This is a genomic window from Mycobacterium sp. NPDC048908 (genome assembly GCF_043197955.1).
Lineage (GTDB): Bacteria > Actinomycetota > Actinomycetes > Mycobacteriales > Mycobacteriaceae > Mycobacterium.
In genome coordinates, this window is record NZ_JBICUE010000015.1 from 1 (window position 1) to 22,534 (window position 22,534).

Sequence of the window (22,534 nt, forward strand, 5' to 3'; positions counted from 1 at the left end):
CGCTCACGCAAAGCCATCGCCACCAGCAACTGATGCGACGCGACCCCGTTGGACACGTTCTGCTCAGCGGCCACCTCCGCAGCGACGGCATCCCAATTGTCCAAGCACCACTGGTCGCGCTCGGCCGAACCGTCGGCCGACCACCGCGCCTCCAGCAGGTCAGCGGTCGCCGCCAGCCGCCGCGCGCACGCCGCGTTCTCCACCCGCGCCCACCCGCCCACCGCGGCGGCACCTGACGTGCCCGCGGCGGCTGCGGCCAGCAAATCGAACGTACTTTCGATAATATTCCGCCAACGGCGGTGCACCGACGAGACACCACCGGATCACCCCAGCCTGTGGATGAAATCGCGCCTGGGGATAACTTCGTCGGTGAGCCAAACGGTTGCCGATCTCCGGAACACGCTGTTCGGTGGACCGACGAGGAGGGAGAGGCTGTGACGGCACGACGGGACAACGTGCTGCTCGTGCATTGGCACGACCTCGGCCGCTACCTCGGCGCGTATGGCCGCACCGACGTTTCCAGCCCGCGCCTGGATCGACTCGCCGAGCAGGCCATTCTGTTCACCCGTGCGCACTCGACCGCACCGCTGTGCTCGCCGTCGCGCGGATCGCTGTTCACGGGCCGCTACCCGCAGAGCAACGGTCTGATGGGCTTGGCGCACCACGGGTGGGAGTACCGCGCGGGCGTCCGCACCCTGTCCCACATCCTCTCCGAATCTGGTTGGTACACAGCTTTATTCGGCATGCAGCACGAGACCTCTTATCCGGCCAAGCTCGGCTACGACGAATTCGACGTGTCCAATTCGTACTGCGAGTACGTCGTCGAGCACGCTTCGCACTGGCTCACCGACGCGCCCCCGCAGCCGTTCCTGCTGACCGCCGGCTTCTTCGAGACACACCGGCCGTATCCCCGTGACCGCTACAACCCGGCCGACGCCGACGACGTCGTGGTGCCCGACTACCTGCCCGACGCCGATGAAGTCCGCGAGGACCTCGCCGAGTTCTACGGCGCGATCTCAGTGGCCGACGCCGCAGTGGGCCGACTGCTCGACACGCTGGACCAGACGGGGCTGGCCGAGTCGACGTGGGTCGTCTTCGTCACCGACCACGGGCCTGCGCTACCGCGCGCGAAGTCGACGCTGTACGACGCGGGAACCGGAATCGCGCTCATCGTGCGGCCACCCCGCACCGCATCCATCGAAGCTCAGACCTACGACGAGTTGTTCAGCGGCGTCGACTTGCTTCCGACGGTTCTCGAACTGCTCGGCGTCGACATCCCCGCCGACATCGAGGGACTGTCGCACGCGCGCAGCCTGCATACCCTGCCCACCACTCCGGTCCGGACCGAGGTCTACACCACGAAGACGTATCACGACTCGTTCGACCCCATCCGTGCCATCCGGACGAAGGAATACAGCTACATCGAAAACTACGCAGCACGCCCGCTGCTCGACCTGCCGTGGGACATCGCCGAAAGCGCGCCCGGCAAGATCATGGAACCGCTGGTGCATGCGCCAAGGCCGCAGCGCGAACTCTACGACCTCGTCGCGGATCCGACCGAGTCACACAACCTGCTGGATGCCGAGGTCTCGGACGAGACCGAGGCCATCGCCAACGATCTCGCGCTGCTCCTCGACGACTGGCGCCAGAAGACCAACGACGTGATCCCCTCCGAGTTCGCAGGCACTCGCATCGCGGAGCGTTACACGCAGACCTATCTACGCATCCACGGCCGCGCGGTCACCAGCCGATCGGCGATCGCAGCCGAACGCGGCGTCGGAGACGAGCGCCGCGGCGGCCAATAGATTTACTCATCGTGATCGCAATCATCAGCCGTTCCAACCGATTTGATTGCAGTTAGGCTCACCCGCATGTCGCATCCGACCGCGTATCTGGTGCTTGCCTCCCAGCGCAGCGGCAGCACACTGCTCGTCGAGTCGCTGCGGGCCACAGGGGTGGCGGGCGAGCCGGGCGAGTTCTTCCAATACCTTCCGACGACGAGCCAGTCACCGCAGCCGCGACAGTGGTTCGACGGCGTTGACGACCCGTCGATTGTTCGCCTGCTCGATCCGCTCGACGAAGGCAAGCCCGACCTGGCCCCGCCCGAGATCTGGCGTGACTACATCCGCACCGTCGGACGCACCCCCAACGGAATCTGGGGCGGAAAGCTGATGTGGAATCAGACCCCGCTGCTGGTGCAACGCGCCAACGGCCTGCCCGATCGCTCGGGCGCCGGATTGCTCTCAGCCATCCGAGACGTCGTCGGCAGTGATCCCCTTCTCATCCATGTCTACCGTCCTGACGTTGTGTCCCAAGCGGTCTCGTTCTGGCGAGCAGTTCAGACCCGCGTGTGGCGCGGCAGGCCCGACCCCGTGCGCGATTCGCGAGCCGAGTACCACGCCGGGGCGATTGCGCATGTGGTGAGCATGCTGCAACAGCAGGAAAAGGCTTGGCGGACATGGTTCGACGAGGAAGACGTCAACCCCATCGAGATCTCCTACCCGGTTCTGTGGCGCAACCTCACCGAGATCGTCGGCGACGTTCTGGAGGCGCTCGGCCAGGATCGCCGGCTGGCACCCTCCCCTGTGCTGGAACGGCAGGCCGACCAACGCTCGGACGAATGGGTGGATCGCTACCGGGCGGACGCGGCGCGCGACGGCCTGCCGACCTGAGCCACCACGAAGATTCGGCGGAACGGGAAAAACGTCGTACCGTCGGCCCGCGCCGGGTAGGCGGCATCGAGCATGGGGATCAGCTCCCGCTGGAATTGCTGCCATTGTTCCTCGTCGAGACGACTCTTCACCGGCGTGAGCGCGGTGCCGGTGATCCAATCCAGCACCGGATGCTGCCCACTCAACTCGTGGATGTACGTGGTCTCCCATGCGTCGACGTTGCACCCGGCGTCGCTGAGCAGCGCCGCGTAATCCGCAGGGTCAACGACTGGTCCTTCCCGAAATGGAAAGTCGCGCAGTGGTTCTGACCACTTATCGCTGTGTACCAGCTCGCGCACCGCTCGATGCGACGGCGCGTCGAAATTGCCAGGCACCTGCATCGCGATCCACGAGCCCGCCGACAGCTGACTCGCCCATCGGACCAGCAAGTCGGCGTGTTCCGGCACCCAATGCAGCGTCGCGTTGGTCAGCACGACGTCGGTGTCGGGTTTGGGCGTCCACTCACGGACGTCACCGACGTGAGCGTCGACACCTCTCTCCCTGGCCGCCTCGACCATCTCCGGTGAGCTGTCCCATGCCTCAACGACCGCGTCCGGCCAACGCTGAGTGAGGGTGGCAGTGAGATTGCCGGGCCCGCAGCCGAGATCGACCACGCGGCGCGGCTTGTCGGCGTTGATCCGCGAGAGAAGGTCGAAGTACGGCCGGCCCCGGTGGTCGGCGAAGGCCAGATAGACGTCGGGATTCCACATGACGCCAGTGTCGCACCCACGCGACTCACAGCGGGTTCCCAGCGGTGGTACAGGGCCGCAGCTGGTAACACCGGCACGGTATGCGGGTGACCACGGTGGTCGAGCAACCGGTGTCGGGGCAGGCGGCCCCGCACATTCCGGCTGGGCGCTTGTCGCGCTGGTCGTTGTGCGCGTTGTTGGTGGCGACGGCCGTGCTGTACCTGTGGAACCTGTCGGCGAGCGGGTACGGCAATAGCTTTTACGCCGCCGCCGCGCAGGCCGGTTCGCAGAGCTGGTCGGCGTGGTTCTTCGGCTCCCTTGACCCGCGGAATTTCATCACGGTCGACAAGCCGCCTGCCTCGCTGTGGGTGACCGGGCTTTCGGTGCGTCTGTTCGGCATGAACAGCTGGTCGGTCCTGGCGCCGCAGGCCCTGATGGGCGTCGCGGCCGTCGCAGTGTTGTACTGCGCGGTGCGACGCGCGTTTCCTCACCCGGGTCATGGCGCCGCGGCGGGATTGTTGGCCGGCGCGGTGCTGGCCGTTACGCCTGCCGCCACCATGATGTTTCGCTTCAACAACCCCGATGCGCTTCTGGTGCTGCTGCTCACCGTGGCTGCCTACTGCCTGATGCGCGCCACGATGGCCGCATCATGGCGTTGGCTGATGGTCGTCGCCGTAGTGATGGGCGCGGCGTTTTTGACCAAGATGCTCCAGGGCTTCCTGGTGCTGCCCGGTTTCGGCCTGGCGTATCTTCTTGTCGCACCGACATCTTGGGGCAGACGGATGGCTCACCTCATCGGTGCGACGGGTGCCTTGGTGGCGTCGGCGGGCTGGTGGGTGCTGCTGGTGCAGTTGACACCCGCCTCCGCGCGACCCTACATCGGTGGCTCGACGGACAACACGGTGCTGGATCTCGCGTTCGGTTACAACGGAATCAACCGGCTTCTCGGTCGCCACCGCGCAAGCCGACCACTCGGCAATTGGGGCGGGGCGAGTCCGATGTTCGGTGGGCGTACGGGCGTGCACCGGATGTTCACCGGCGAGATGGCCAACGAGATCTCGTGGCTGATGCTGGCGGCGCTGTCCGTCGTCGCATTCGGCGGCTACCTGACCCTGCGTCACGCGTTGAGCCGCGGTGAACTGTGCGCCTGGCTGATGTGGGGCACGTGGCTGCTGGTGACCGCGGTGGTGTTCAGCTTCATGGGTGGATTGATTCACCCTTACTACACGGTCGCGTTGGCACCCGCGATCGCAGCGCTGGTGGGCGTCGGCGCGGTATGGGCGTGGCGGCGACGGTCCCGGTGGGACGGCCGCTGCGCGCTGTTCGCGATCATCACGGCGGCCGCAGTGCCTTCTGCTATCTTGTTGCAACGCAATCGCTTTGGCCCATCATGGTTATCGTGGTCGATCATCGCGCTCGCCATGATCAGCGCCGTCGCGGTGCTGTGGCACCGGCCACCGGTCGCCGCGCTGGCGGCCGGAGCGTTGGCCGGCCTGACGGGCACCGCGGTGTTCTCCGTCGCCACCGCCGCTACCGCGCACCACGGCACGATGCCGACGGCAGTGCGGCCGTCCATGGTCGCAGGCGGCTGGTTGAACGACGACGCCGGCAACCCGCAACTCGCAGCACTGCTTTCCGCAACGCGGACGCCGTGGTCGGCGGCGACCAACGGGTCGCAGTCCGCCGCTGCCCTCGAAATCACCTCGGGCACAGCGGTGATGGCGGTCGGCGGCTGGACCGGTGACCCGGTGCCGACCCTGCAGCAGTTCATCGACGCCGTCCACGCGGACAAGATCACGTATTACGTCGAGGCCGGTCGAGGACCGACGTCACCGGCCGTCCACGGCGAGGTCATCCACAGCACGCGCCACACCACATCGCACACCCGCGAGATCGCCGACTGGGTGGCCGCGAACTATCCCGGCACCTTCATCGGCGGATCGACGGTGTACCGGATGAACTGAGCGCTACCATGCCGATGTGTCCAGTTCGCGGGACTCCGAACCTGTCGATCCGCCAATCCCCGTCCCCGATGTTCCCGGTGCCGACGCGTCGGTGTGCGGACTGCCCCGTCGCATCGACCTCACGCTGCGGCAACGCCTGATCGTCGACTCGTCCGCTGTTGCGGACATCGCCCTGCGCACGGGCATCGCGTCGCTGCTGAGCGTGACGATGGTGCCGACCCTGTTCGCCACCGCGTTACGCCGGTCGCAGGCTCAGGCCGAACGCGACCACCTGCGGTTCTACGCCGAGCTGGCCAGCGTGCGGGATCCGGAAGTGTCGTTCCCGAGGCCCACCGAACCACCGCGGATCTCGTCACGGCCCGCCAACCCGGTCGCCGAGTGGATGGCCAAGGGCCGCGTGAACAACATTCGCTTCGACAGCAGTTTCGAGGCGGTCAACCCCGCGTTGCGTGATCAGTGCCGAGGATACGTCCGCAACAACGTGGTGCGCGCGCAACACTGGGTCCACGATGACGGCCCGCACCCGACACTGTGTGTGATCCACGGGTTCATGGGATCGCCGTATCTGTTCAACGGGCTGTTCTTTTCGCTGCCATGGTTCTACCGGTCCGGATACGACGTGCTGTTGTACACCCTGCCGTTCCACGGTGCACGCGCCGAAAAGGGTTCACCGTTCAGCGGTTACGGCTACTTTGCCCACGGCTTCGCCGGCTTCGCCGAAGCGATGGCGCAGGCCGTTCACGACTTCCGGTCACTCATCGACTATCTGGAGTTCACCGGCGTGGACCGGGTGGCGCTCACCGGGATGTCCCTTGGTGGTTACACTTCGGCCCTGATCGCCTGCGTCGACGACCGCATTCAGGCGGTGATACCCAACGTTCCTGTGGTCACACCCGACAGGACGGTCGATGAGTGGTTCCCCGCCAACTACGCGGTCAGGCTGCGGGATCTGATCGCGGGCGCGGACGACGAAATCGTGCGTGAGGCCACCAAGTATCCGTCCCCGTTGAATTATCCCCCGCTCGTGCCGAAGGACCGGCGACTGATCATCACCGGCCTCGGCGACAGGCTGGCACCTCCCGGGCAGGCCGAAATGCTGTGGGAGCATTGGGACCGCTGCGCGTTCCATTGGTTCCCCGGAAACCACATCCTTCACGTCAGTCAGCCGGATTATCTGCGCCGAATGACACGGTTCATGCGGGACTTCATGTTCCAATGACTGCGCTGATGCGCTGCGTCGACATCGGGTTCAGCGCGTCGAGTGCTGCACGATGCCGCCCGTTCAACGGGATGGCGCCTGCGAAGCTCACGGGTTTGTCCTGTGTCCGGATGGCACACACCGCGGTAGTACGTAGATCGGCTGCGGTACCGCTGATCTCCAGTGCCGTCCACATCTCCCCCACCGGCATGGCGGATAGATCCTGGAGGCTTCCCGCCCGATACGCGGCGAAATACCCAGTGGTGTCACGCATGCCACACCACTTTTCCTTCGCGCCGGGTCGTACGGGGCCCTCGACCGCGCCCACCAATCCGGCATCCCAACCCGTCTCACGGAGGTGGGCGGCCAGACGCCTACCGACGGCTTCCGCAGTCTCCTGCAATGGGATTCGCGGCGAGCGCGCCCGAAGCGCGTCGAGATTGTCGACGGCACCCAACGTCAAGCCGATCCACCTGGTTCGCACCCCGTCGAGGTCGCGGCTGGTGATGCGGATCTTGTCGCACCGGACGCCGTACCGGTCGAGGTAGCTCGCGATCAACGAAACGGGGACCTCGCCTTGCCCGTCGACCTGTAGAAGCACAGCGGTGAACAATGTGGGCTGGGCACTGCGTACAGATCGCGTGCGGCGGCACCACATGTTGAGGCGGCGACGTAACAGCGTCGTGGCGAATGCGCCACGCCACCAGGCGAACAACACGAACACGGCTACCACCACGATGCCCAGCAGCCAACGTTCGCCCGTCGACCGCCACGGATACGCCATCGCGGCGGGCACGATGACCAACGAGGCCAGCGCTATCCGAGCCGTCATGGGGCGGAGTCCTTTCGCCGAAGAAGACCGAGCACGACGAGCGCGGTCGCTATCAGTCCTGCCGCACCGATGAACGCGACGTTGCGTGGCGTGGTGTCCTTCTGGGGCGGCGCCTGCGGTGCGGCGACCTTCCTGACCGCTGCCGCGTCGGGCCGCGGGATCTGCGCGACGTCCCAGGTGAGTGCGGCCAGCGCATCCACTCGGCCCGCACCGACCAGATTGGACGGTGACCGCGCTGCGCCGTGCGCGGTGGCGGTGATCCGGTGGATCACCTCAGCAGCGGTGAGATCAGGAAACCTGCTGCGCACCAACGCCGCGACACCGGAGACATAGGCAGCGGCGTAGCCGGTGCCGCTGATCGCGGACAGCTCCGACTGATCGTTGGGCAGCCCGTTGGCCAGGCCACCGCCAGGGGCGTTGCTCAGCGAGACGATGTTCTCGCCCAGGGCCGCGATGCCGAGCCACGGACCAGCCATCGTGAACAGCGAGGGGCTGCCGCTCACCGCAACCGAGCCGACAGACAACACGAACGGCTGCCACCACGACGGTATCGACACTGACGTGACATCGGCCCACCCGCCGGAATTCGTCTCGCAGGTCGACCCGGTGGTCATCCCGCCTCGAACGTTGCCCGCCGCGGCGACGATCACCGCATCCTTCTGCACCGCTGCGTACCTCAGCGCCGCCCCGAGCCCCGTCTGGTCGATCGTCTTGTTCGCGGCCAAGCATGTCACGGCGGAGATGTTGATCACGCGTGCACCGAGATCGGCCGCGCGCACGACGGCGCGCGCCAGACTTGCGACCTCGACCGCTGCCCTCGCCTCGGCCGCATCGGCGCCGAGACTACGCGGTGCGAACTTCGCCGACGTCTGACGGATCGAAATCAGTCGTGCCCCCGGCGCGACACCGGAGAAGCCGTCGTCGCCCGGCTGGCCCGCGATCAAACCCGCCACCAGGGTGCCGTGTCCGTCGCAGTCGGTCCTGCCATCGCTGGACTCGACGAGATCGCCACCCGCCTCGACGTTCGGCAACCGCGGGCCCGGTTGCACGCCGGTGTCGATGACGGCGACCGGTTGGCCGTCCCCGCGGCTGTGCTGCCATGCTTCGGCTAGGGTGAGCGACAACTGGTTTGGAGTTGACGCGCGCGGATCGGTGTCCGGCAGCACGCCAGTGACCGCACATTGCCCGCGCTGCACCATCGGCACCGGAGGTCCGGCGCTGCCAGGCGGCGGAGTGGCGCCCGGATCCACTTCGGGCGGTGCGATGGCACCCGCGGGCGGCCCTGCGACCACCGCTACGGCGACTACGACCGCCAGCAGGCCGGATATCCGCGGAATCACCGATTCAGCACCAACGCGAACAGGCCGACGAGGTGTGCCGTCACCGGAATCAGCGACGCATCGATACCGGACGCGGCGAAGCCGACCAGCCGTCGCATCGGCAGCGAGTAGCTGTCCGGCCGGCTTGCCGACGGATTGAGTGCGACCGCCACCCACACCGCGACGAGCGCCGCGAGCGCGGCCGCGGCCCACCACGCCGCGTGGTAACGGTGCGAGACGGCGAACGTCACCAGCAGTGCGACCGTCAGTAGGTAGGAATATCCGAGCAGCCACGCCTTGCACGGTGCCGAATCCCACACCCGCGCACGCAGACTCGCACCTGCTGCCGCCGCGACGACCACGTACCACGCCCACGGCGACGCGCCGGGTGGGCCGACCAAGACCAGCGATCCTGTCACCGACAACAACACCGCACCGGCGAGAAATCCGGTCTGATGAGAGTCGCTGATCCGCACCCGGCGCGGCAGATCTTCCAGCACCTTCAACGGCTGCACCGATGGCGTGGGATCACCGGGAGCAGGAATGATCGGCAGTGGAAACCGAGCCGACAGCGCGGACAACTGAGGGGCCTGCACAGTCACCAGCAGCGCGAACAACACGAGGCCGCAGCCCAGCGTCGCAATCGGCAATTCCCACAACGTATCTGCCGATGCGGCGAGCACTACGCCGACACCCACGACCGCCGCGGCGGTGAAGATAGCGATCCCACGTTCTGCAACGGCGACGGCGATGATCGACCACGCCGTCACACCTGCCGCGGCAAGCAATACCTGAGTCGGTCCGAAATCGCCTGGTACAGCAACCAGTAACGCCACACACACGGGCGCCAGCCCTGTCACCGCCAGTCCCGTCGCGAGCCGCGGTGACCGGATGCGGCTGACGAGCGCGGCGGCCACAGTCGCGGCGGCCACCCCGCTGACCACGAATTGGCCGAGCGCCGCGCCGGTTGCGAAGCGATGGGCGACCGCAAATCCGGTGATCACCAGAATCAGGCCGATCAGCGCACCGCCTGCCCCACGTCGAATATGGCTGGCGTCCCAGGGACGTTCGCGTGCCGCGGAGAAGATCACCGCGGCGTCGGCGATGTCCTCGACGATCCCGGGCGCAGGCGGGCCCTTGGGCAGCGGCTGAAGCGCGAGCAGATCGCCGTCGGTCACTCCGACGGTGTCGAGGGTGGCGTCGAGGCTGAAGGGTGCGCCACCTATCGGCGCCAGGCTGAGCGGCCCCGGAGGGGCCGCCTCCTCGTCGACGGGCAGCACCATGCGCTGCACCGCGCGCACGATCTCGCGCAACGGTAGCTCGGCGGGTAACGCGAGTTCGGTCATCCGGGCACCGTCGTCGGCACCGGCCAGCACGGCCACTCGCACGATCGGCATCACAGCGGCGTCGGGCATCGGTTCTCCGTTCTGTCGAAGTCTCGGGTCAGGGTGATGTCGGGGAACCAGGACCCGTCGGGAAGCGTCGCGGTCAGACGGTCGACCGCAGTGGCGATCGCCAGCGGTGTGCCGGGGGCGAAGGTGGAAACCCATTCGCCGTCGTACGCCTGGGCAGGACTGACGAGGATGCGGCCTTGGAGGGTGTCCACGATGCTCACGCCGACGTCGGTGGTGATGCGGTGACCGTCGCGGTGTTGTCCGGCGAGGACCTCGACGTACGTGCGCCGCCGATCAAACGCCGCTTCCACCACCGGCCGCGCGGACACCGGTATCCCCAAGTGGTCCATGACATCCTGCAGCCGCGCTCCATTGCGGAGTTGCTCGTCCGCGTGTGTGCCTACCCTGGCCGGCAGCGAGAATTCGTCGAACCTGGCGGGCGGCTGGCGGGCCAGACCCGCCGCGAGGACCGGCACCAGCGCGTGCGGATGATCGACGTCCATCGCGGTGAAGGTGACCAGATCAGCGGCACGCAGCGCGACAACCGTGCGGTCATCCCTGCGCGCGATCACACCACGTAGCAGCTCGCCGCGGCCCCTGACGAACCGCAGTTCCAACCACTGCGCTGGTCGGCAGGTGGTGCGGATCCATTGCGACACCGTGGGATCGACGGCGCCGTCGGCGGTCATCACACTCATTCGTGTCAGTTGCCCGGTCTGCGCGGCCGCAAAGGCGGCGCACTGCGCCTGCTCCGTGTACGGCTGCGTGATCGCCAGCACCCATGGGAACGAACCGGCGCCGCACGACTCGGCGAGGAACCAGGCCGAGTCGGCGGTCAGCTCAATGGCGTTGGCGCGCACTCAGCCCCATTTGGCGCCCTCGGCCTGATCCCGGGCGCTCATCGACATGGTGTTCGTCTCGTGTGTGCTTGCCATCGCCCGGTACGCGCGGACCAGTTCCTCCATGCCCGCGTTCCACTGTGCTTGCCACGCTTGGTAGGTCATCCCGGTATCGCCTTGCCATCCGCTGGCCAGTGCGGCCTGCTCAGTGGCGATGTCGGTGCCGACGGCATGCAGAGCTCCTGCGTAGCTTGTCATTTCGCTGGAGTGCGCGAGCATGGCCGGATAGTTGTACATGATCTTAGACATGCGTTTCCTTCGATTCAGATTGCGGTGTAGGTGCTGGCGGCGGCGGCGTCCTCGGCCGTGTAGCTGCTCGCGGCGTCGCCGATGTTGGCCTGCGCGATGTCCAGCAGCGTGTTGATTCGCGTGGAGACCTCGACGAACCGGGCGTGTGCGGCTTGGAACGCGGCGGAGGATTCGCCCATGTGGAAGGCCTGCGCCGATTGGGCGGCCTGTTCTGCCTGCGCGATCGTGCTGCGCATCAACGCGGCCTTCGCACCGAACGCCGCCTCGGAGGCGACCAGTTGCGGAATGTGAGCGTCCAGCATGCTCATTGCTCGTCCTATCTCTCGGGATTGTCGTGGTCGTCCCACGTCGACGGAAGCATCGGGTTGACGGGTCCACCGCCGAACGAATCACCCGGCAATGTGGCCAATCCGGCCGCTTGCCGCGTTCCCGCGGTTGCGGTGCCCGAGAAGCCCATCGGGCCTACTCCGCGGGTGGACGCCGTGATACGTGGCTCCTCGACCGGCGGGCTCGGGTCGAGGCCGGTGTCCATGTCCATGAACTCGTCTCCGTAATCGCGGGCGATGGCGCCCCGCTTCTTGCGGGCACGTCGCCGTTCGCGAGCCGAGGTAACGCTCGGTGCCGCTGCGAGCGCCGGGATATCGGCCGCGGGTGCCTTCGCCCCGGTGCCCTCCCGCACGGTGGGCGTGAAGCCTTCACCGGGGTCACCGCCGGGCACGAGGTAAGGCACCGACGTCGCGGCAGCGGGCGCGGCTGGTGCGCCCGGCGATGGGGGTGCACCAGCGCCTGCCGTCGCGGCCGCCGACCCGGGTGTGGCCACCGTGGGGGCGACACCGGCCACCGGCCAGACGCCCGGTGGGTCCGTGCGGGCCGGGGCCGGCGACGCGGGCGCGGCCGCTTCGGCGGGGACCTCCGCAAACGGAGTGGTCTGGTCGAGGCGCTTCGAAGCGAGCCCGCCGACGACACCGAGGGTGATCGCCAGCAGTGGCTGAATCAGCAGCTGCGGATACGTGAGAGAGGCGCCGACCCAGGAAAAGACTTGGTAGGCAACCGCGAACAGAAGCGGACCCCAGGTGGCCAACGCCTCAGACGGATTGGTCAGGAAGTCGGTGATCAGTTGCAGCGAGTTGCCGATCGGGTCCTGAAGGAAGTTGATGATCGGCTCGAACAATCGGTATGTGTAGTCGCTGTACCACTTCAGCAACTGGGCGATGAGATCTGCGATGTTCTGCCCGGCACCCGCGTCCGCGGCCTGGAGTTGAGCCCCAGACTGGTTCACGTCGGCCGCGGCACGGCCCACCTCCCCGACGCCGGGTCTCAGCACGAACGGCGCGGGCGGCGTCGCCGGTGTCGCGGCCACCGCCGCGCCCGCGACGGCTTGATAGGTGGCCATCGCGGTGGCGGCCTGAATCCACATCCGGACGTAGTCGGCTTCGTTGAGCGCGATCGGGATGGTGTTGACGCCGAAGAAGTTCGTCGCCAGCAGAACCGCATGGGTGGCGTGGTTGACGGCGAGTTCGGCAAGAGTCGGCATGGTTACCAGCGCGGTGGAGTAGGCCGCCGCCGCAGTTTCATGGTGCGCCGCGGTCGCAGCGCTGTCGGCGCTGGCCTGTGCCAGCCAGGCGAGATAGGGCGCGTGGGCGGCGGCGTACTGTTCCGCGCTCGGGCCTGCCCAGGAGCCGGCCTGTACAGCACCGAGCACAGCCGTGAGTTCTGTTGCCGCCCAGACGTACTCGGCGCTCAGCGATTGCCAGGCACCAGCGGCGGCCAGCAGCGACCCTGGGCCGGGGCCGCCGGACAGCATCGCCGAGTGCACCTCGGGCGGCAACGCCATCCAGACGGGTGCGGTCATGCTCAACCGCGCGCAATCACATACGACGCCGCCGCGAGCGCGTCACCGGTGGCATAGCTGGACCCTGATTCTCCTACACCCACACCGGACCGGCCCAGTTCCTCGACCCCCTGCACCGCCGTCGCCTGGTGTTGTGAACCCGCTGCGCTGAACGCGGTTGCGGTCAAAACGGATATCGCGTCGGCGGCAGGTGGAAGTACTGCGGTGACCAACGGCGCCGCGGCGGCGTGAGCGGCGGCCACCCTGGCCGTCAGCGCCTCGACTGCTGCGCTGGCCGCGGCCAGGCCTTCCGGGATGACCCGCAAAGTCATCAGTTGTATTCCCTTCCGTGCGAGGCCGGTTCGGCGACAAGAGGATTGACGAGTTGCACGAACATCGGGGTGTCGGTGTTGGTCAGCACCATGGCGCGGCCCGCGGGCAGTCGACCGAACCGGTGGCCGCGGATCTTTCCGCCGTCGTGCGGATTGCCCGACAACATGATGGTGGTGGCCTGTAGATCGTTGAGCCTGCGCAGCAGCGGGGCCGTCATCACGGCGTGTGCCGACCCTGCTGCCCGCGCGGTGACGATGACCCGCAAACCCAGATCCGAAGCCTGCGCCAGCAGCCCGAACAACGCCGCCCACGGTCGCTGTCCCGCATAGGGCCCTGCGACGGCGGGGCTGTCGGGGATCTGGTCGACGTCATCGACGATCAGGTAGTGCGTGTGGCCCTCATACTTCCACCCGCGGAGCCGTCGGGTGTCCAATCCTTCCGGGGGACGGCGTTTCTCGAGCAGCGCCGACAAACCGAGCATGGCGGGCAGGATCCTGTCGACGTTGGGCGTGTACTCGTTGTCGGGAAACAGTGGCTCGTCGACGAGTTGCAGGCGGCGGTCGATCACCGTGAACGCGACCTGGTCGGGCCGCGAGTTCTCCCGAATGGTTCGGATCAGGTGACGCAGCAGCGTCGTCTTGCCGGACTTGGCGTCGCCGAACACCATCAGCAGCGGGTTGTCGGCGAAGTCGACAACGACGGGTGCCAGGTCGTCTTCGCGCTGTCCGAGCACCACCTGATCGGTCGCGGGGTACAGCGGTGCCACCGTCTCCGGTGACAAGTCGGCTGGCAGGAGCCTGACCTCGGGTGCCGTGAGGCCCGGGTGCCTGGCATTGACGGCGGTGATCGACTCGAGGTCCGGACGCGCGAACAGGAAGTGTTCAGCGGCCATGGTCAGGCCACGCCCGGGTTGGTCGGGCGGCACGGTGTCGGCCGGCCGCCGTAGCGCGCCGGGTACGCGGACATTGCTGTCCGCAGAATCGGTGAGCCGCAACTCCAGTCGCAGCCCCAGACCGTCGCGCATGGCCAGCGGCACCTCGATCCAGTTCGGCGTTGTCACCACCACGTGAATGCCGTAAGCCATGCCGGTGTTGGCAAGCTCGGTCACCTTGGCCAGCAGTGGGTTGCGGGTGTTGAAGGCGTCGGTGTTGTCGCGGCTGAACGCGTAAAGGTTGTCGATGACGAGGAACACTTCGCCGTAGTCGTCGTCCCGGTCGGTGGCGCCTCGTTCCTGCCGGGCCCGAAGCACCTGCTCCAGCTCACCGAAGGTGCGGCGGATCCGCTCGGGTTTCAACGGTGACGCGACAGTGCCGACATGCGCGAGGTCCTGCAACACCCGCAGTTCGCCGCCGCCGTAGTCCAGGCAGTAGAACGTGATGTCACGGGGCGAGTGAAGGGCCGCCGCGGACAGGATGAACGTCTGCAGCGCAGTCGATTTCCCGGATTTCGGGCCGCCGTGAATGACCAGGTTCCCGGCGGCGGACGTAGCATCGAACACCAATGGGTCACGTCGCATCTCGAACGGCCTGTCGATCTCACCCAGTGGCCACCGCCACTCTGCGGCGGGCACTCCGGACCGCTGCAGTAACGCGTCGAGGTCGATCGGGTTGTCCAGCGGCTCCAGCCAAAGCTGCGGGGCTTTCGGTCCGTACCGGGCCAACTGGTCGCCGATGGTTGCGATGAGTTTGCGCGCGGGCCGAATCTCGGCGTCGGCGTCGTCGACGATCACGGTGCCGGGTTCCGGCTCGGCGCGGCCTGCGGTGAACAACTGAGGCCGCGGAACGGCTGGCACCACAATGGATTTGTCGATCCGCGGCGGTTCATAGATGCCGTCGACGTAGGTGCTGCGGAACTTGATCGGTGCCGCGCCGGGTGCGGGCACCAGGAAGCCGACACCCTTGTGCCCTCGGCCGGATTCGATGTGGTAGGCGTCTTCCACCCCGATGATCTGGCGCGAGATGGCGGGACTGGCCACCTTCAGACCGATGCGGTAGGACGTGTTCTTGTCGATGTCCTTGATCCTGCCGACGTCCAACGTCTGTGATGCGAACAGGACGTGGATTCGAAACGAGCGACCCTTGCGCGCAACATAATCGAACAGGTCGGCGTATTCCGGGTGATCGGCCAGCATCAAGGTGAACTCATCGGCGACCACGAACAGCGTCGGCAGCGGTGGTAGGTCAGTGGTCGCGTCAGCGCCCGAGTTGCGGGCGTGCTCGTATTCGGCGACCGAGTTGAACGCGCTGCCCTGCACACGTCTGCCTGCCTCCTTCAACAGCCGTTCGCGACGAGCCACCTCGCCCCGCAGCGTGTCGGCGAACCGGTCGGCCAGTGAGCGCTTCTCGGCCATATTCGAGATGACCGCGACCACCTGTGGGAAGTGCCGGAAGATGTCAGCGCCGGCCTCGCCCTTGAAATCGGCATAGATGACGATCAGCCGGTCGGCGGGATGAGTGGTCAACAGCGACAGGAGGATCGACATCAAGGTCTGTGACTTACCCGAACCGGTCATGCCGATCATCAGGCCGTGCGGGCCGATCCCACCTTCAGCTTCGTCCTTGAGGTCGAAGTAGAGCGGCTCACCGGTGGCGGTGACCCCGATCGGCACCCGAAGTTCCTCGTCGCGGCTGCGCGGCGCCCACAGGCTCGCGACGTCGAGCGCGGACGCGTCGGGGATGCCGAGCAGGTTGCTGAAGGTGGTGCCGCCCGTGCTCGCGACACGCGACACGTTCGACGGGTTGGAATCCCACCGCGACAATCGCCTTGCGATGTGACGCACCTCGTCGGCTCTGAGGTGGTCGGCGGTGCGGATGAACGGCTGCCAGCCACCGCTGTGCCAGCGCTGGATCGCGCCGTCGGTGACCTGCAGGATGGGTCGCTCCGGATCCGCATACTGTTCGCGGTGAGGCTGTTTGGTGGTCCGATGAATGACGGTCGTCCCCGCGGCGAGCAGTGGCCGCGGATCGGTGTCCGGGTCGTCGAGGATGACCAGCCAGTGCTTGGCGTTGCCCGCGGGCGGCCGCAGCCCGGACACCTGGGTGCTCAGGTAGCGGGCCGGCCCGACCCCGTCGACCTCGCCGGATTTGTCGACATGCGGCAACCACTTCAACCAGGACCAGTCGGTGCTCTCCAGATCTGGTCCTGCGAAGGCGATCCCGAGCACTGCGGGGTCATGCCATGTGGCGGCTTGCGCGAGCCACGCGCGCAGCGCACCGCGCACCTCGTCGTCCTCGCCGAGCACAGTGATCTGCGACAGTTTGGTGACGTCGATGGCGGTGGGCGCGTCGCGAAGGGTGCGCTGCGTGTCGAGCAGCCCCCTCAGGGTGCTGTGCGAGACCGGCTCGAGGTCGACTTCGTCGGCTGTGTCCTTGACCCGCAGCGCGGTGTCGAGTGGCACGTCGTGCAGACCGGCGCGCAGCACCAGGAAGTCGTCGTCGCGTGGGTCGCGTTCCCATTGCCGCCTGGTTCCGGGGACAGCGGCGAGCGCGGAGGGGTCCGGATGCGACCACTCGAGGCGGGCCCGCTGGTTCGCGGCGTGGGCCCGTACGTTGTCACGGACCACCGACAAGTACCGCAGATAGTCGGCGCGCTCAGCGTCGACCTCTTCGGTGCGCATCTTATTGTCCGAGCCGCGGTACAGCGCGGTGGCGGCCAGCAGCAGCACGAACGGGAAGAACAGCGTCTGCGGGGTGATCAGCCGCATGCCGGTGGCCACCAGCGCCACGACCATGCCGACGATCAAAATCACTATCAGATACGGCAGCACCCGCCGCAACAACGACGGCGGCACCTGGCGCGGTAATTCCGGTGGCGGCTCGATGGTGATGGTGCCCGTGCGGGTGGCCGGTGTCGGCAGGCGGCGTCGAGCTTCGAAGATCAACCGGCTCACGGCATTTCGCTCCGGTCGGACGGCAGGGCATCGTGCGCCAGCAGCGCGTCGGCGCGGGACAAGGTGGGTCCCGGCGCGAACTGGGACAGCATCGACCATGGAATCGGCAGCGGCCGCCCACCCAAGCCCAATGCCGCGGCGGCCTTCTCATCCTCGACGCCATAACGGACGCCGGTGTCGCTGACCCAGAACAGCGAGCCGGCGCTGTCCACCAGGTAGCCGGTGCCCGGCGCCAGTGCCACCCGGTTCGGGGAGCCCACGAGCGCAACGGTATGCAAACCGTCGGGCACCGGGATTGCGGAACCCGACAGCAGGTCGAGCGAATTCGTGTTCTCTCCTTGAGGTTTGGCCCACCGCGCGCAGATAGCCGGGTGATCAGCGGCATCCGCAACACTCACCCGATCCGCCGGGAAGGCGGCTGTGTCGATCTCCCGGGCCATCGGCAGTCGCGCCACCTGGTCTGCGCCGAGGCGCGGCGGCTGTTCGAGGCCGAACGAGTTGGTGTTGCGCAGGATCGCGGCGAGCACCTCCGAAATCGGCTGTAGACCCTCACTGAGCACCGCGTAGTACCGGATCGTGTTGTCCGCGTCGTATGCCGCCACCACGGCGCCCACCGGCGCAGACGCAGGCAGCGGGAACCTGGGAGGTTCACCGGCATGCGAAAGAACAGGCGCCGTGAGGGCGGGCCCCTCGGGGATGGCATTGAACAAGCCGGTGGCGACGGGCCGTAGCGCCGGGATATCCGTGCCGAGACCAAGCGCATCGGTGACGGCCCGGTCGGCCAGGTCAACCGCGCTGCGCCGACCGTTCCACAGCAGCCAACTCCGGCCATCATGCTGCACCAGAACGCCATGGGTTTTCGGCATATCGGTGGCGCGGCCGCTGCCCGCCCCGAGTTGGCCGGCGATCACCGTGACACCCGGATCGGTGGAACCGTCGCAGACCGTCCACTGTGCATTGCCAGAGGTGCTCTGCACCAGCCGTTCTGGTGCCCCGGGAATACCGAGTAGGTTGCCCCTGGCGAATTTGTCGAGCTCGCTGGACTTCACGCTGGTCGGGTTGTCCGGTCGTCCGGCGATCAACCGGGCGGAGGCGAGGTTGAGCACCGGATGCAGCCGCTCACCGACCTTCACGTACAGCGCCGCGGTCGACCGGTCGGCCAGCACCGCGTCATTGCCTGCAACACCGGAGGGGCGAATCAGCGAGAAGACGAAGCAGCCGGCAAGACCGGTGATCAGAATCAGCGCACCGACCAGGACCGCGCGCGTCTGTGTTCGCAACGGGTCGACCAGCATTCTGGTGTCGTGCAGCGCGACGCCAGATGCGATGCGCCGCATGACGAATCGCCAACCCGACACTTGATGGCGAGTGACGAACCCGCGGCGATACACCACGCGATCGGGGTTGTCGTTCACGGGAGTGCGCGATGAGAACTCCCGCCGATCCTGCCCGGTCAATTCGGCACCGGAAGGCCGAGGCCACGCAGCAACGACGCGGCCGAGGCGGTCACGTCGTCTACGGTGACGGTCATCAACTCGTCATCGGTGAAGTCCTTCGCATCGGAATGGTCGAGGCGGTATTCCCGCTCCTCCTCCGACCGTTCGACGAGGTTACGGACGAACCGGCCGTTGCCCGCGATGTCGAGGCTGCGCCGCGCCACGCCCGCCGCGTCGGGTGTGGTCGCCTCGGCGAGGCGGCCGAAGAGTTTCTCCATATCGGCCAGGGCCGCCGGTTCGAACAAGCTGTCTCGCTTTTCGGCCATCCGTGTCGCGATCTCGACGAGTTCCGCTGCCGAGTACGAAGGGAAGTCGATGCTTCGGGTGAAGCGTGAGCGCAGACCCTCATTGGTGTCGAGGAAATGGTCGAGGTCTTTTCGGTAACCGGCGACGATGACCACAAGGCGGTCGCGGTCGTTCTCCATCCGCGCAAGAAGCGTGTCGATGGCGACCAACCCGAAGTCGTTCTTTGCGCCAGTGGAGACCAGCGCGTAGGCCTCGTCGAGGAACAGCACACCGTCGAGCGCACTGTCGATGATCGCGTTCGTCTTGGCTTCGGTTTCACCGATGTGCTGACCGATCAAATCTGCGCGGTGCACCTCACGCACGGTCTCCTTCCTCAAAAGGCCCAGACCGCAGTAGATCTTCGCGACCACGCGGGCGATGGTGGTCTTGCCGGTGCCGGGCGGCCCCGCGAACACCAGGTGGTTTGTGCGCTGCGCGACGGTCAATCCGCGCTCTTGACGACGAATCGCCATCGCCACCGAACTCTTCAGCCGGGCTACCTGGAACTTGACTTCCTCGAGACCGATGAACTCTGCGAGTTCCGCCTCCGCCTCGACCAGCAGGTGAGCCTTTCGCTCCTTGGCACCGGGATCGACGAAATCCGCCTCGCTCGGCTCGGAATCGGGGTCCCACGGATCGGTCCTGGCTTCGATCCGCGCAGCGGTGGTGGTGACCAACCCGAATGACGAATCCGAAAGCGCCTCTTCGATGTTCGTGTTCAGCGGGTTCGCCGCGTACAAATCCTGCAGCAGCTCGTTGGCCTCGTCGCGGTCCCCATGGGCGCGCAGCGAGAGCGCCTTCGCCAGCGCGGCGTCGACAGCCGCGACCTCGATCGGGCCGTCCGGTACTTCGAGGTACGACAGCGCGGGCGAGAACATGCCGAGCCGGGCCAGCGCGATCCCGAGCGCCACCCGCGCGGCGTGACTGACGACCTCATCGAGCGCCCCGTCGGTGACCACGACGGTGAGCAACCGCACCACATCGGACCAGCGTTCGGCGCGGTAGCAGATGGCCACCCGCACCCAGGTGGCGTTCAGCCAGCCGGGCCGGCGGTCGGCCACATCGCCGACAAGCCGGTCGGCATCGGCGTACCTGCCTGCGTCGGAAAGGGCTGCGGCGTAAGCCAATTGGAAGTCATCGCGATCGGTGGCTCGCAGCCGCAGATAGAGGCCGGTGTCGTAGGTGAAACCGAGCGCGTCAGCAGCGAGGCCGACCTCACGCTGCAACACTCCGGCCGTGAGCGCCGTCCGCCAGATCGACTCGAGCACGCGGGCGTCCGCTTCGCCTGCAGCGGCCAGGCCGGTCCACGCGTCGCATTGCTCGTGCGCGACGCGGGTGAGCGCGGCGAACCCGGAACGGGCGGCGGCCAAATCGGCCGGGCGTTGCCGATCGTCGACGGATAGGCCAAGGGCACGGCAACAGGTGGCGAATCGGCTGACGACGTCGCGGTCGGGGCGGGTGAAGGCCTGGGGAACCGCCAGAGTGTCACTCTGCACGGCGCCCCCTCACTTAGCATTGCCTCAGCTAACTCGATGCGAAGTTAGCATTGCGTAAGCTAAGTGTCGAGACGTACGTCCCGCCGCGACGGAATAAATGCGACCGCGCTGCCGTCAGCACAAAGCGTGACCATTCGACTTGGACTGCAGATCCCGAACTTCACGTACGGCACACCGGTCGCCGACCTCTTCCCCGCCGTCATGGCGCAAGCCCAGGAGGCGGAGGCTGCCGGTTTCGACACCGTGTTCGTGATGGACCACTTCTATCAACTGCCGACGTTGGGGGAACCCGACGAACCGATGTTGGAGGCCTACACGACACTAGGTGCGCTGGCCACCGCAACCGAACGAGTCCAGCTTTCGACGTTGGTCACGGGCAACACGTACCGCAACCCGACCCTGCTGGCCAAGGAGATCACGACGCTGGACGTGGTCAGCGGTGGGCGGGCCGTATTGGGCATCGGTGCCGGTTGGTTTGAACTCGAACACCAGCAGTTGGGCTTCGAATTCGGCACCTTCACAGAGCGTTTCGAGAAACTGGAAGAGGCGTTGCAGATCATCGTTCCGATGACCCACGGTGAGCGGCCGAGCTTCTCAGGCAAGTGGTACCACACCGAAAACGCCGTCAACGAGCCTCGCTTTCGCGATCATATTCCGGTGATGCTCGGCGGCAGCGGCGAGAAGAAGACGTTCCGGATGGCAGCACAGTACGCCGACCATCTCAACATCATCGCCGGCATGCCGGAACTGCCCGGCAAGCTTCGCGCCCTGCACGACCGGTGCGCAGAAGCCGGTCGCGATCCCAAGACACTGGAAACCAGTTGCCTACTCACCGCGGTGGTCGACGGCTTCGATTCGCACCGCGAAATCGACGAGGCGCGCGGCGATCGAGCAGTCTCGGGATCACCCGAACAAATCGCCGACGAGATCAAGCGGCGGGTGCTCGATGTCGGCATCGACGGTGTGATCGTCAATCTGCCGACACACCGCTACACGCCGGGCGTGATCACCAAGGTCGGCGAGGCGCTCAAGCCGCTGGTCAGTTCTTGATCGCGCTGACCAAGCTGATGTTGCCGGTCATCGCGCCGGCCTCGGAATCGGATTCAGGCACCGGCCTGCCCAACGTGCGCAGCTGAAACGCCAATGGAGTGGCCACCGCCCACCAGCCGCGACCACCGAACCACTCGTGCGCGGGCGCGTGCTGCTCGTTGTAAACAAGGCTGAAGAAGTCTTCCTCCCCAGCGGCGCGTTCCTGTTCGCGCTTGGCCGCGAAGACATCGGCGTCCAACGGTGCTGACTCCTCGACGGCCAAGTGGCTACCGGGTGCGGCGAGCGAGTCGATACCACTGAACAGGCGGTGCTGCGCGCTGGCCGGTAGATAGATCAGCAGGCCCTCGGCGATCCATGCCGATGGTTTCGACGGAACGAAACCACTCTCGCACAGCGCCTTCGGCCAGTCGTTGCGCAGATCGACCGCAACCTCTCTGCGCTCGGCGGTGGGCGTGGCGCCATGCGCGGACAACGCTCGGCGTTTGAACTCCAGCACCTGCGGCTGGTCGAGTTCGAACACCACCGTTCCGTCGGGCCACGGCAACCGGTAGCCCCGCGAGTCAAGGCCGGCGGCGAGCAACACGATCTGACGCACGCCGGCTTCGGCGGCGGCAGTGAAGTAGGTATCGAAGTACCGGGTCCGAACGCCCTGGAAGTTGACGAAGTGTTCGCCGAACTCGGTGCGCAGTGGATGCTCCGAGGCGTCGCCGTCGAGCACCTCCGCCCACTCGCCGCCGGCGGCACGGCAAAACACCTCGGCGTAGGTGTCGACCGCCGCGGGATTGGGCTTCTGCGCCTCCAACGCCCGTGCCGCGGCGACGAACAATGCCGTCGATCCGACGCTCGTGGTGATATCCCAGGTGTCATTATCGGTACGCACGTACGCGTTTATACCTGTG

General features: G+C 66.8%; 19 protein-coding genes. 5 read left to right on the plus strand and 14 right to left on the minus strand.

All coding sequences use genetic code 11. The annotated features are described in order from the left end of the window. On the minus strand, positions 1-263 hold a 263-nt coding region (locus tag ACGFK1_RS27250), incomplete at its 3' end, for a DUF222 domain-containing protein (protein WP_393436954.1). Positions 264-434: 171 nt separating this feature from the next. Here ACGFK1_RS27250 and ACGFK1_RS27255 point away from each other — a divergent pair. Beyond that, positions 435-1,805 (plus strand): sulfatase, encoded by a 1,371-nt coding sequence (locus ACGFK1_RS27255; protein ID WP_393436957.1) that lies wholly within the window; start codon positions 435-437, stop codon positions 1,803-1,805. A gap of 66 nt (positions 1,806-1,871) precedes the next feature. After that, positions 1,872-2,672 carry a Stf0 family sulfotransferase gene (locus tag ACGFK1_RS27260; RefSeq protein ID WP_393436959.1) on the plus strand — a complete coding sequence of 267 codons (801 nt, stop codon included), beginning with the start codon at positions 1,872-1,874 and terminating at the stop codon, positions 2,670-2,672. Here the strand turns inward: ACGFK1_RS27260 and ACGFK1_RS27265 are convergent. Beyond that, positions 2,633-3,421, minus strand: a complete 789-nt coding sequence (locus ACGFK1_RS27265; protein ID WP_393436962.1) for a trans-aconitate 2-methyltransferase — start codon at positions 3,419-3,421, stop codon at positions 2,633-2,635. The two genes, ACGFK1_RS27260 and ACGFK1_RS27265, sit on opposite strands and share 40 nt — an antisense overlap. A gap of 80 nt (positions 3,422-3,501) precedes the next feature. Between ACGFK1_RS27265 and ACGFK1_RS27270 the strand changes: the two genes are divergently transcribed. Then, complete coding sequence (locus ACGFK1_RS27270; RefSeq protein ID WP_393436965.1) at positions 3,502-5,364, plus strand: ArnT family glycosyltransferase; 1,863 nt, start codon at positions 3,502-3,504, stop codon at positions 5,362-5,364. A gap of 16 nt (positions 5,365-5,380) precedes the next feature. Next, positions 5,381-6,583, plus strand: coding sequence for an alpha/beta hydrolase family protein (locus ACGFK1_RS27275; RefSeq protein ID WP_393436968.1), 1,203 nt, complete (start codon positions 5,381-5,383; stop codon positions 6,581-6,583). Here ACGFK1_RS27275 and eccE read toward each other — a convergent pair. The 11 genes from eccE to eccA are packed head-to-tail and all read right to left on the minus strand — an operon-like array spanning position 6,570 to position 20,585. Then, positions 6,570-7,394: a type VII secretion protein EccE gene (gene eccE, locus ACGFK1_RS27280; RefSeq protein ID WP_393436971.1), complete on the minus strand. Its 825-nt coding sequence runs from the start codon at positions 7,392-7,394 to the stop codon at positions 6,570-6,572. The two genes, ACGFK1_RS27275 and eccE, sit on opposite strands and share 14 nt — an antisense overlap. Further along, entirely contained in the window at positions 7,391-8,734 is a 1,344-nt protein-coding gene (mycP, locus tag ACGFK1_RS27285) for a type VII secretion-associated serine protease mycosin (RefSeq protein WP_393436974.1), read from the minus strand. Before mycP ends, eccE begins: the two co-directional genes overlap by 4 nt. After that, positions 8,731-10,128 (minus strand): type VII secretion integral membrane protein EccD, encoded by a 1,398-nt coding sequence (eccD, locus tag ACGFK1_RS27290; RefSeq protein WP_393436977.1) that lies wholly within the window; start codon positions 10,126-10,128, stop codon positions 8,731-8,733. The genes mycP and eccD overlap by 4 nt, the downstream gene beginning before the upstream one ends. Then, the gene (locus ACGFK1_RS27295) at positions 10,110-10,967 is read right to left on the minus strand and encodes an ESX secretion-associated protein EspG (protein ID WP_393436980.1); all 858 of its coding nucleotides are present in this window, start codon (positions 10,965-10,967) and stop codon (positions 10,110-10,112) included. Before ACGFK1_RS27295 ends, eccD begins: the two co-directional genes overlap by 19 nt. After that, on the minus strand, positions 10,968-11,255 hold the full coding sequence (locus tag ACGFK1_RS27300; protein WP_393436983.1) for a WXG100 family type VII secretion target: 288 nt from the start codon (positions 11,253-11,255) through the stop codon (positions 10,968-10,970). It lies immediately after the preceding gene. A gap of 14 nt (positions 11,256-11,269) precedes the next feature. Next, positions 11,270-11,563 carry a type VII secretion system protein EsxG gene (gene esxG / locus ACGFK1_RS27305; protein WP_393436985.1) on the minus strand — a complete coding sequence of 98 codons (294 nt, stop codon included), beginning with the start codon at positions 11,561-11,563 and terminating at the stop codon, positions 11,270-11,272. An 8-nt stretch (positions 11,564-11,571) separates the two neighbouring features. Then, positions 11,572-13,107 carry a PPE family protein gene (locus ACGFK1_RS27310; RefSeq protein ID WP_393436988.1) on the minus strand — a complete coding sequence of 512 codons (1,536 nt, stop codon included), beginning with the start codon at positions 13,105-13,107 and terminating at the stop codon, positions 11,572-11,574. A 2-nt stretch (positions 13,108-13,109) separates the two neighbouring features. Beyond that, the gene (locus ACGFK1_RS27315; RefSeq protein WP_393436991.1) at positions 13,110-13,418 is read right to left on the minus strand and encodes a PE family protein; all 309 of its coding nucleotides are present in this window, start codon (positions 13,416-13,418) and stop codon (positions 13,110-13,112) included. Continuing rightward, the gene (gene eccCa / locus ACGFK1_RS27320) at positions 13,418-17,308 is read right to left on the minus strand and encodes a type VII secretion protein EccCa (protein ID WP_393436993.1); all 3,891 of its coding nucleotides are present in this window, start codon (positions 17,306-17,308) and stop codon (positions 13,418-13,420) included. Before eccCa ends, ACGFK1_RS27315 begins: the two co-directional genes overlap by 1 nt. Further along, positions 17,305-18,765, minus strand: coding sequence for a type VII secretion protein EccB (gene eccB / locus ACGFK1_RS27325; RefSeq protein ID WP_393436996.1), 1,461 nt, complete (start codon positions 18,763-18,765; stop codon positions 17,305-17,307). The genes eccCa and eccB overlap by 4 nt, the downstream gene beginning before the upstream one ends. Beyond that, positions 18,762-20,585 (minus strand): type VII secretion AAA-ATPase EccA, encoded by a 1,824-nt coding sequence (gene eccA, locus ACGFK1_RS27330; RefSeq protein WP_393436998.1) that lies wholly within the window; start codon positions 20,583-20,585, stop codon positions 18,762-18,764. Before eccA ends, eccB begins: the two co-directional genes overlap by 4 nt. 126 nt (positions 20,586-20,711) lie before the next feature. Between eccA and ACGFK1_RS27335 the strand changes: the two genes are divergently transcribed. After that, positions 20,712-21,635 (plus strand): LLM class F420-dependent oxidoreductase, encoded by a 924-nt coding sequence (locus tag ACGFK1_RS27335; protein WP_393437001.1) that lies wholly within the window; start codon positions 20,712-20,714, stop codon positions 21,633-21,635. On the opposite strand, the gene ACGFK1_RS27340 is transcribed toward ACGFK1_RS27335, so the two are convergent. Next, positions 21,625-22,515, minus strand: a complete 891-nt coding sequence (locus ACGFK1_RS27340; protein ID WP_393437004.1) for a class I SAM-dependent methyltransferase — start codon at positions 22,513-22,515, stop codon at positions 21,625-21,627. The genes ACGFK1_RS27335 and ACGFK1_RS27340 overlap by 11 nt on opposite strands. Positions 22,516-22,534 lie beyond the last annotated feature (19 nt).

Excerpts from the sequence above, each read along its gene's own strand:
- ACGFK1_RS27315 (WP_393436991.1), bottom strand. The coding sequence starts at position 13,418 with ATGACTTTGCGGGTCATCCCGGAAGGCCTGGCCGCGGCCAGCGCAGCA.
- eccE (WP_393436971.1), bottom strand. The coding sequence starts at position 7,394 with ATGACGGCTCGGATAGCGCTGGCCTCGTTGGTCATCGTGCCCGCCGCG.
- esxG (WP_393436985.1), bottom strand. The coding sequence starts at position 11,563 with ATGAGCATGCTGGACGCTCACATTCCGCAACTGGTCGCCTCCGAGGCG.
- ACGFK1_RS27260 (WP_393436959.1), top strand. The coding sequence starts at position 1,872 with ATGTCGCATCCGACCGCGTATCTGGTGCTTGCCTCCCAGCGCAGCGGC.
- ACGFK1_RS27270 (WP_393436965.1), top strand. The coding sequence starts at position 3,502 with ATGCGGGTGACCACGGTGGTCGAGCAACCGGTGTCGGGGCAGGCGGCC.
- eccD (WP_393436977.1), bottom strand. The coding sequence starts at position 10,128 with ATGCCCGACGCCGCTGTGATGCCGATCGTGCGAGTGGCCGTGCTGGCC.
- ACGFK1_RS27310 (WP_393436988.1), bottom strand. The coding sequence starts at position 13,107 with ATGACCGCACCCGTCTGGATGGCGTTGCCGCCCGAGGTGCACTCGGCG.
- ACGFK1_RS27265 (WP_393436962.1), bottom strand. The coding sequence starts at position 3,421 with ATGTGGAATCCCGACGTCTATCTGGCCTTCGCCGACCACCGGGGCCGG.
- ACGFK1_RS27300 (WP_393436983.1), bottom strand. The coding sequence starts at position 11,255 with ATGTCTAAGATCATGTACAACTATCCGGCCATGCTCGCGCACTCCAGC.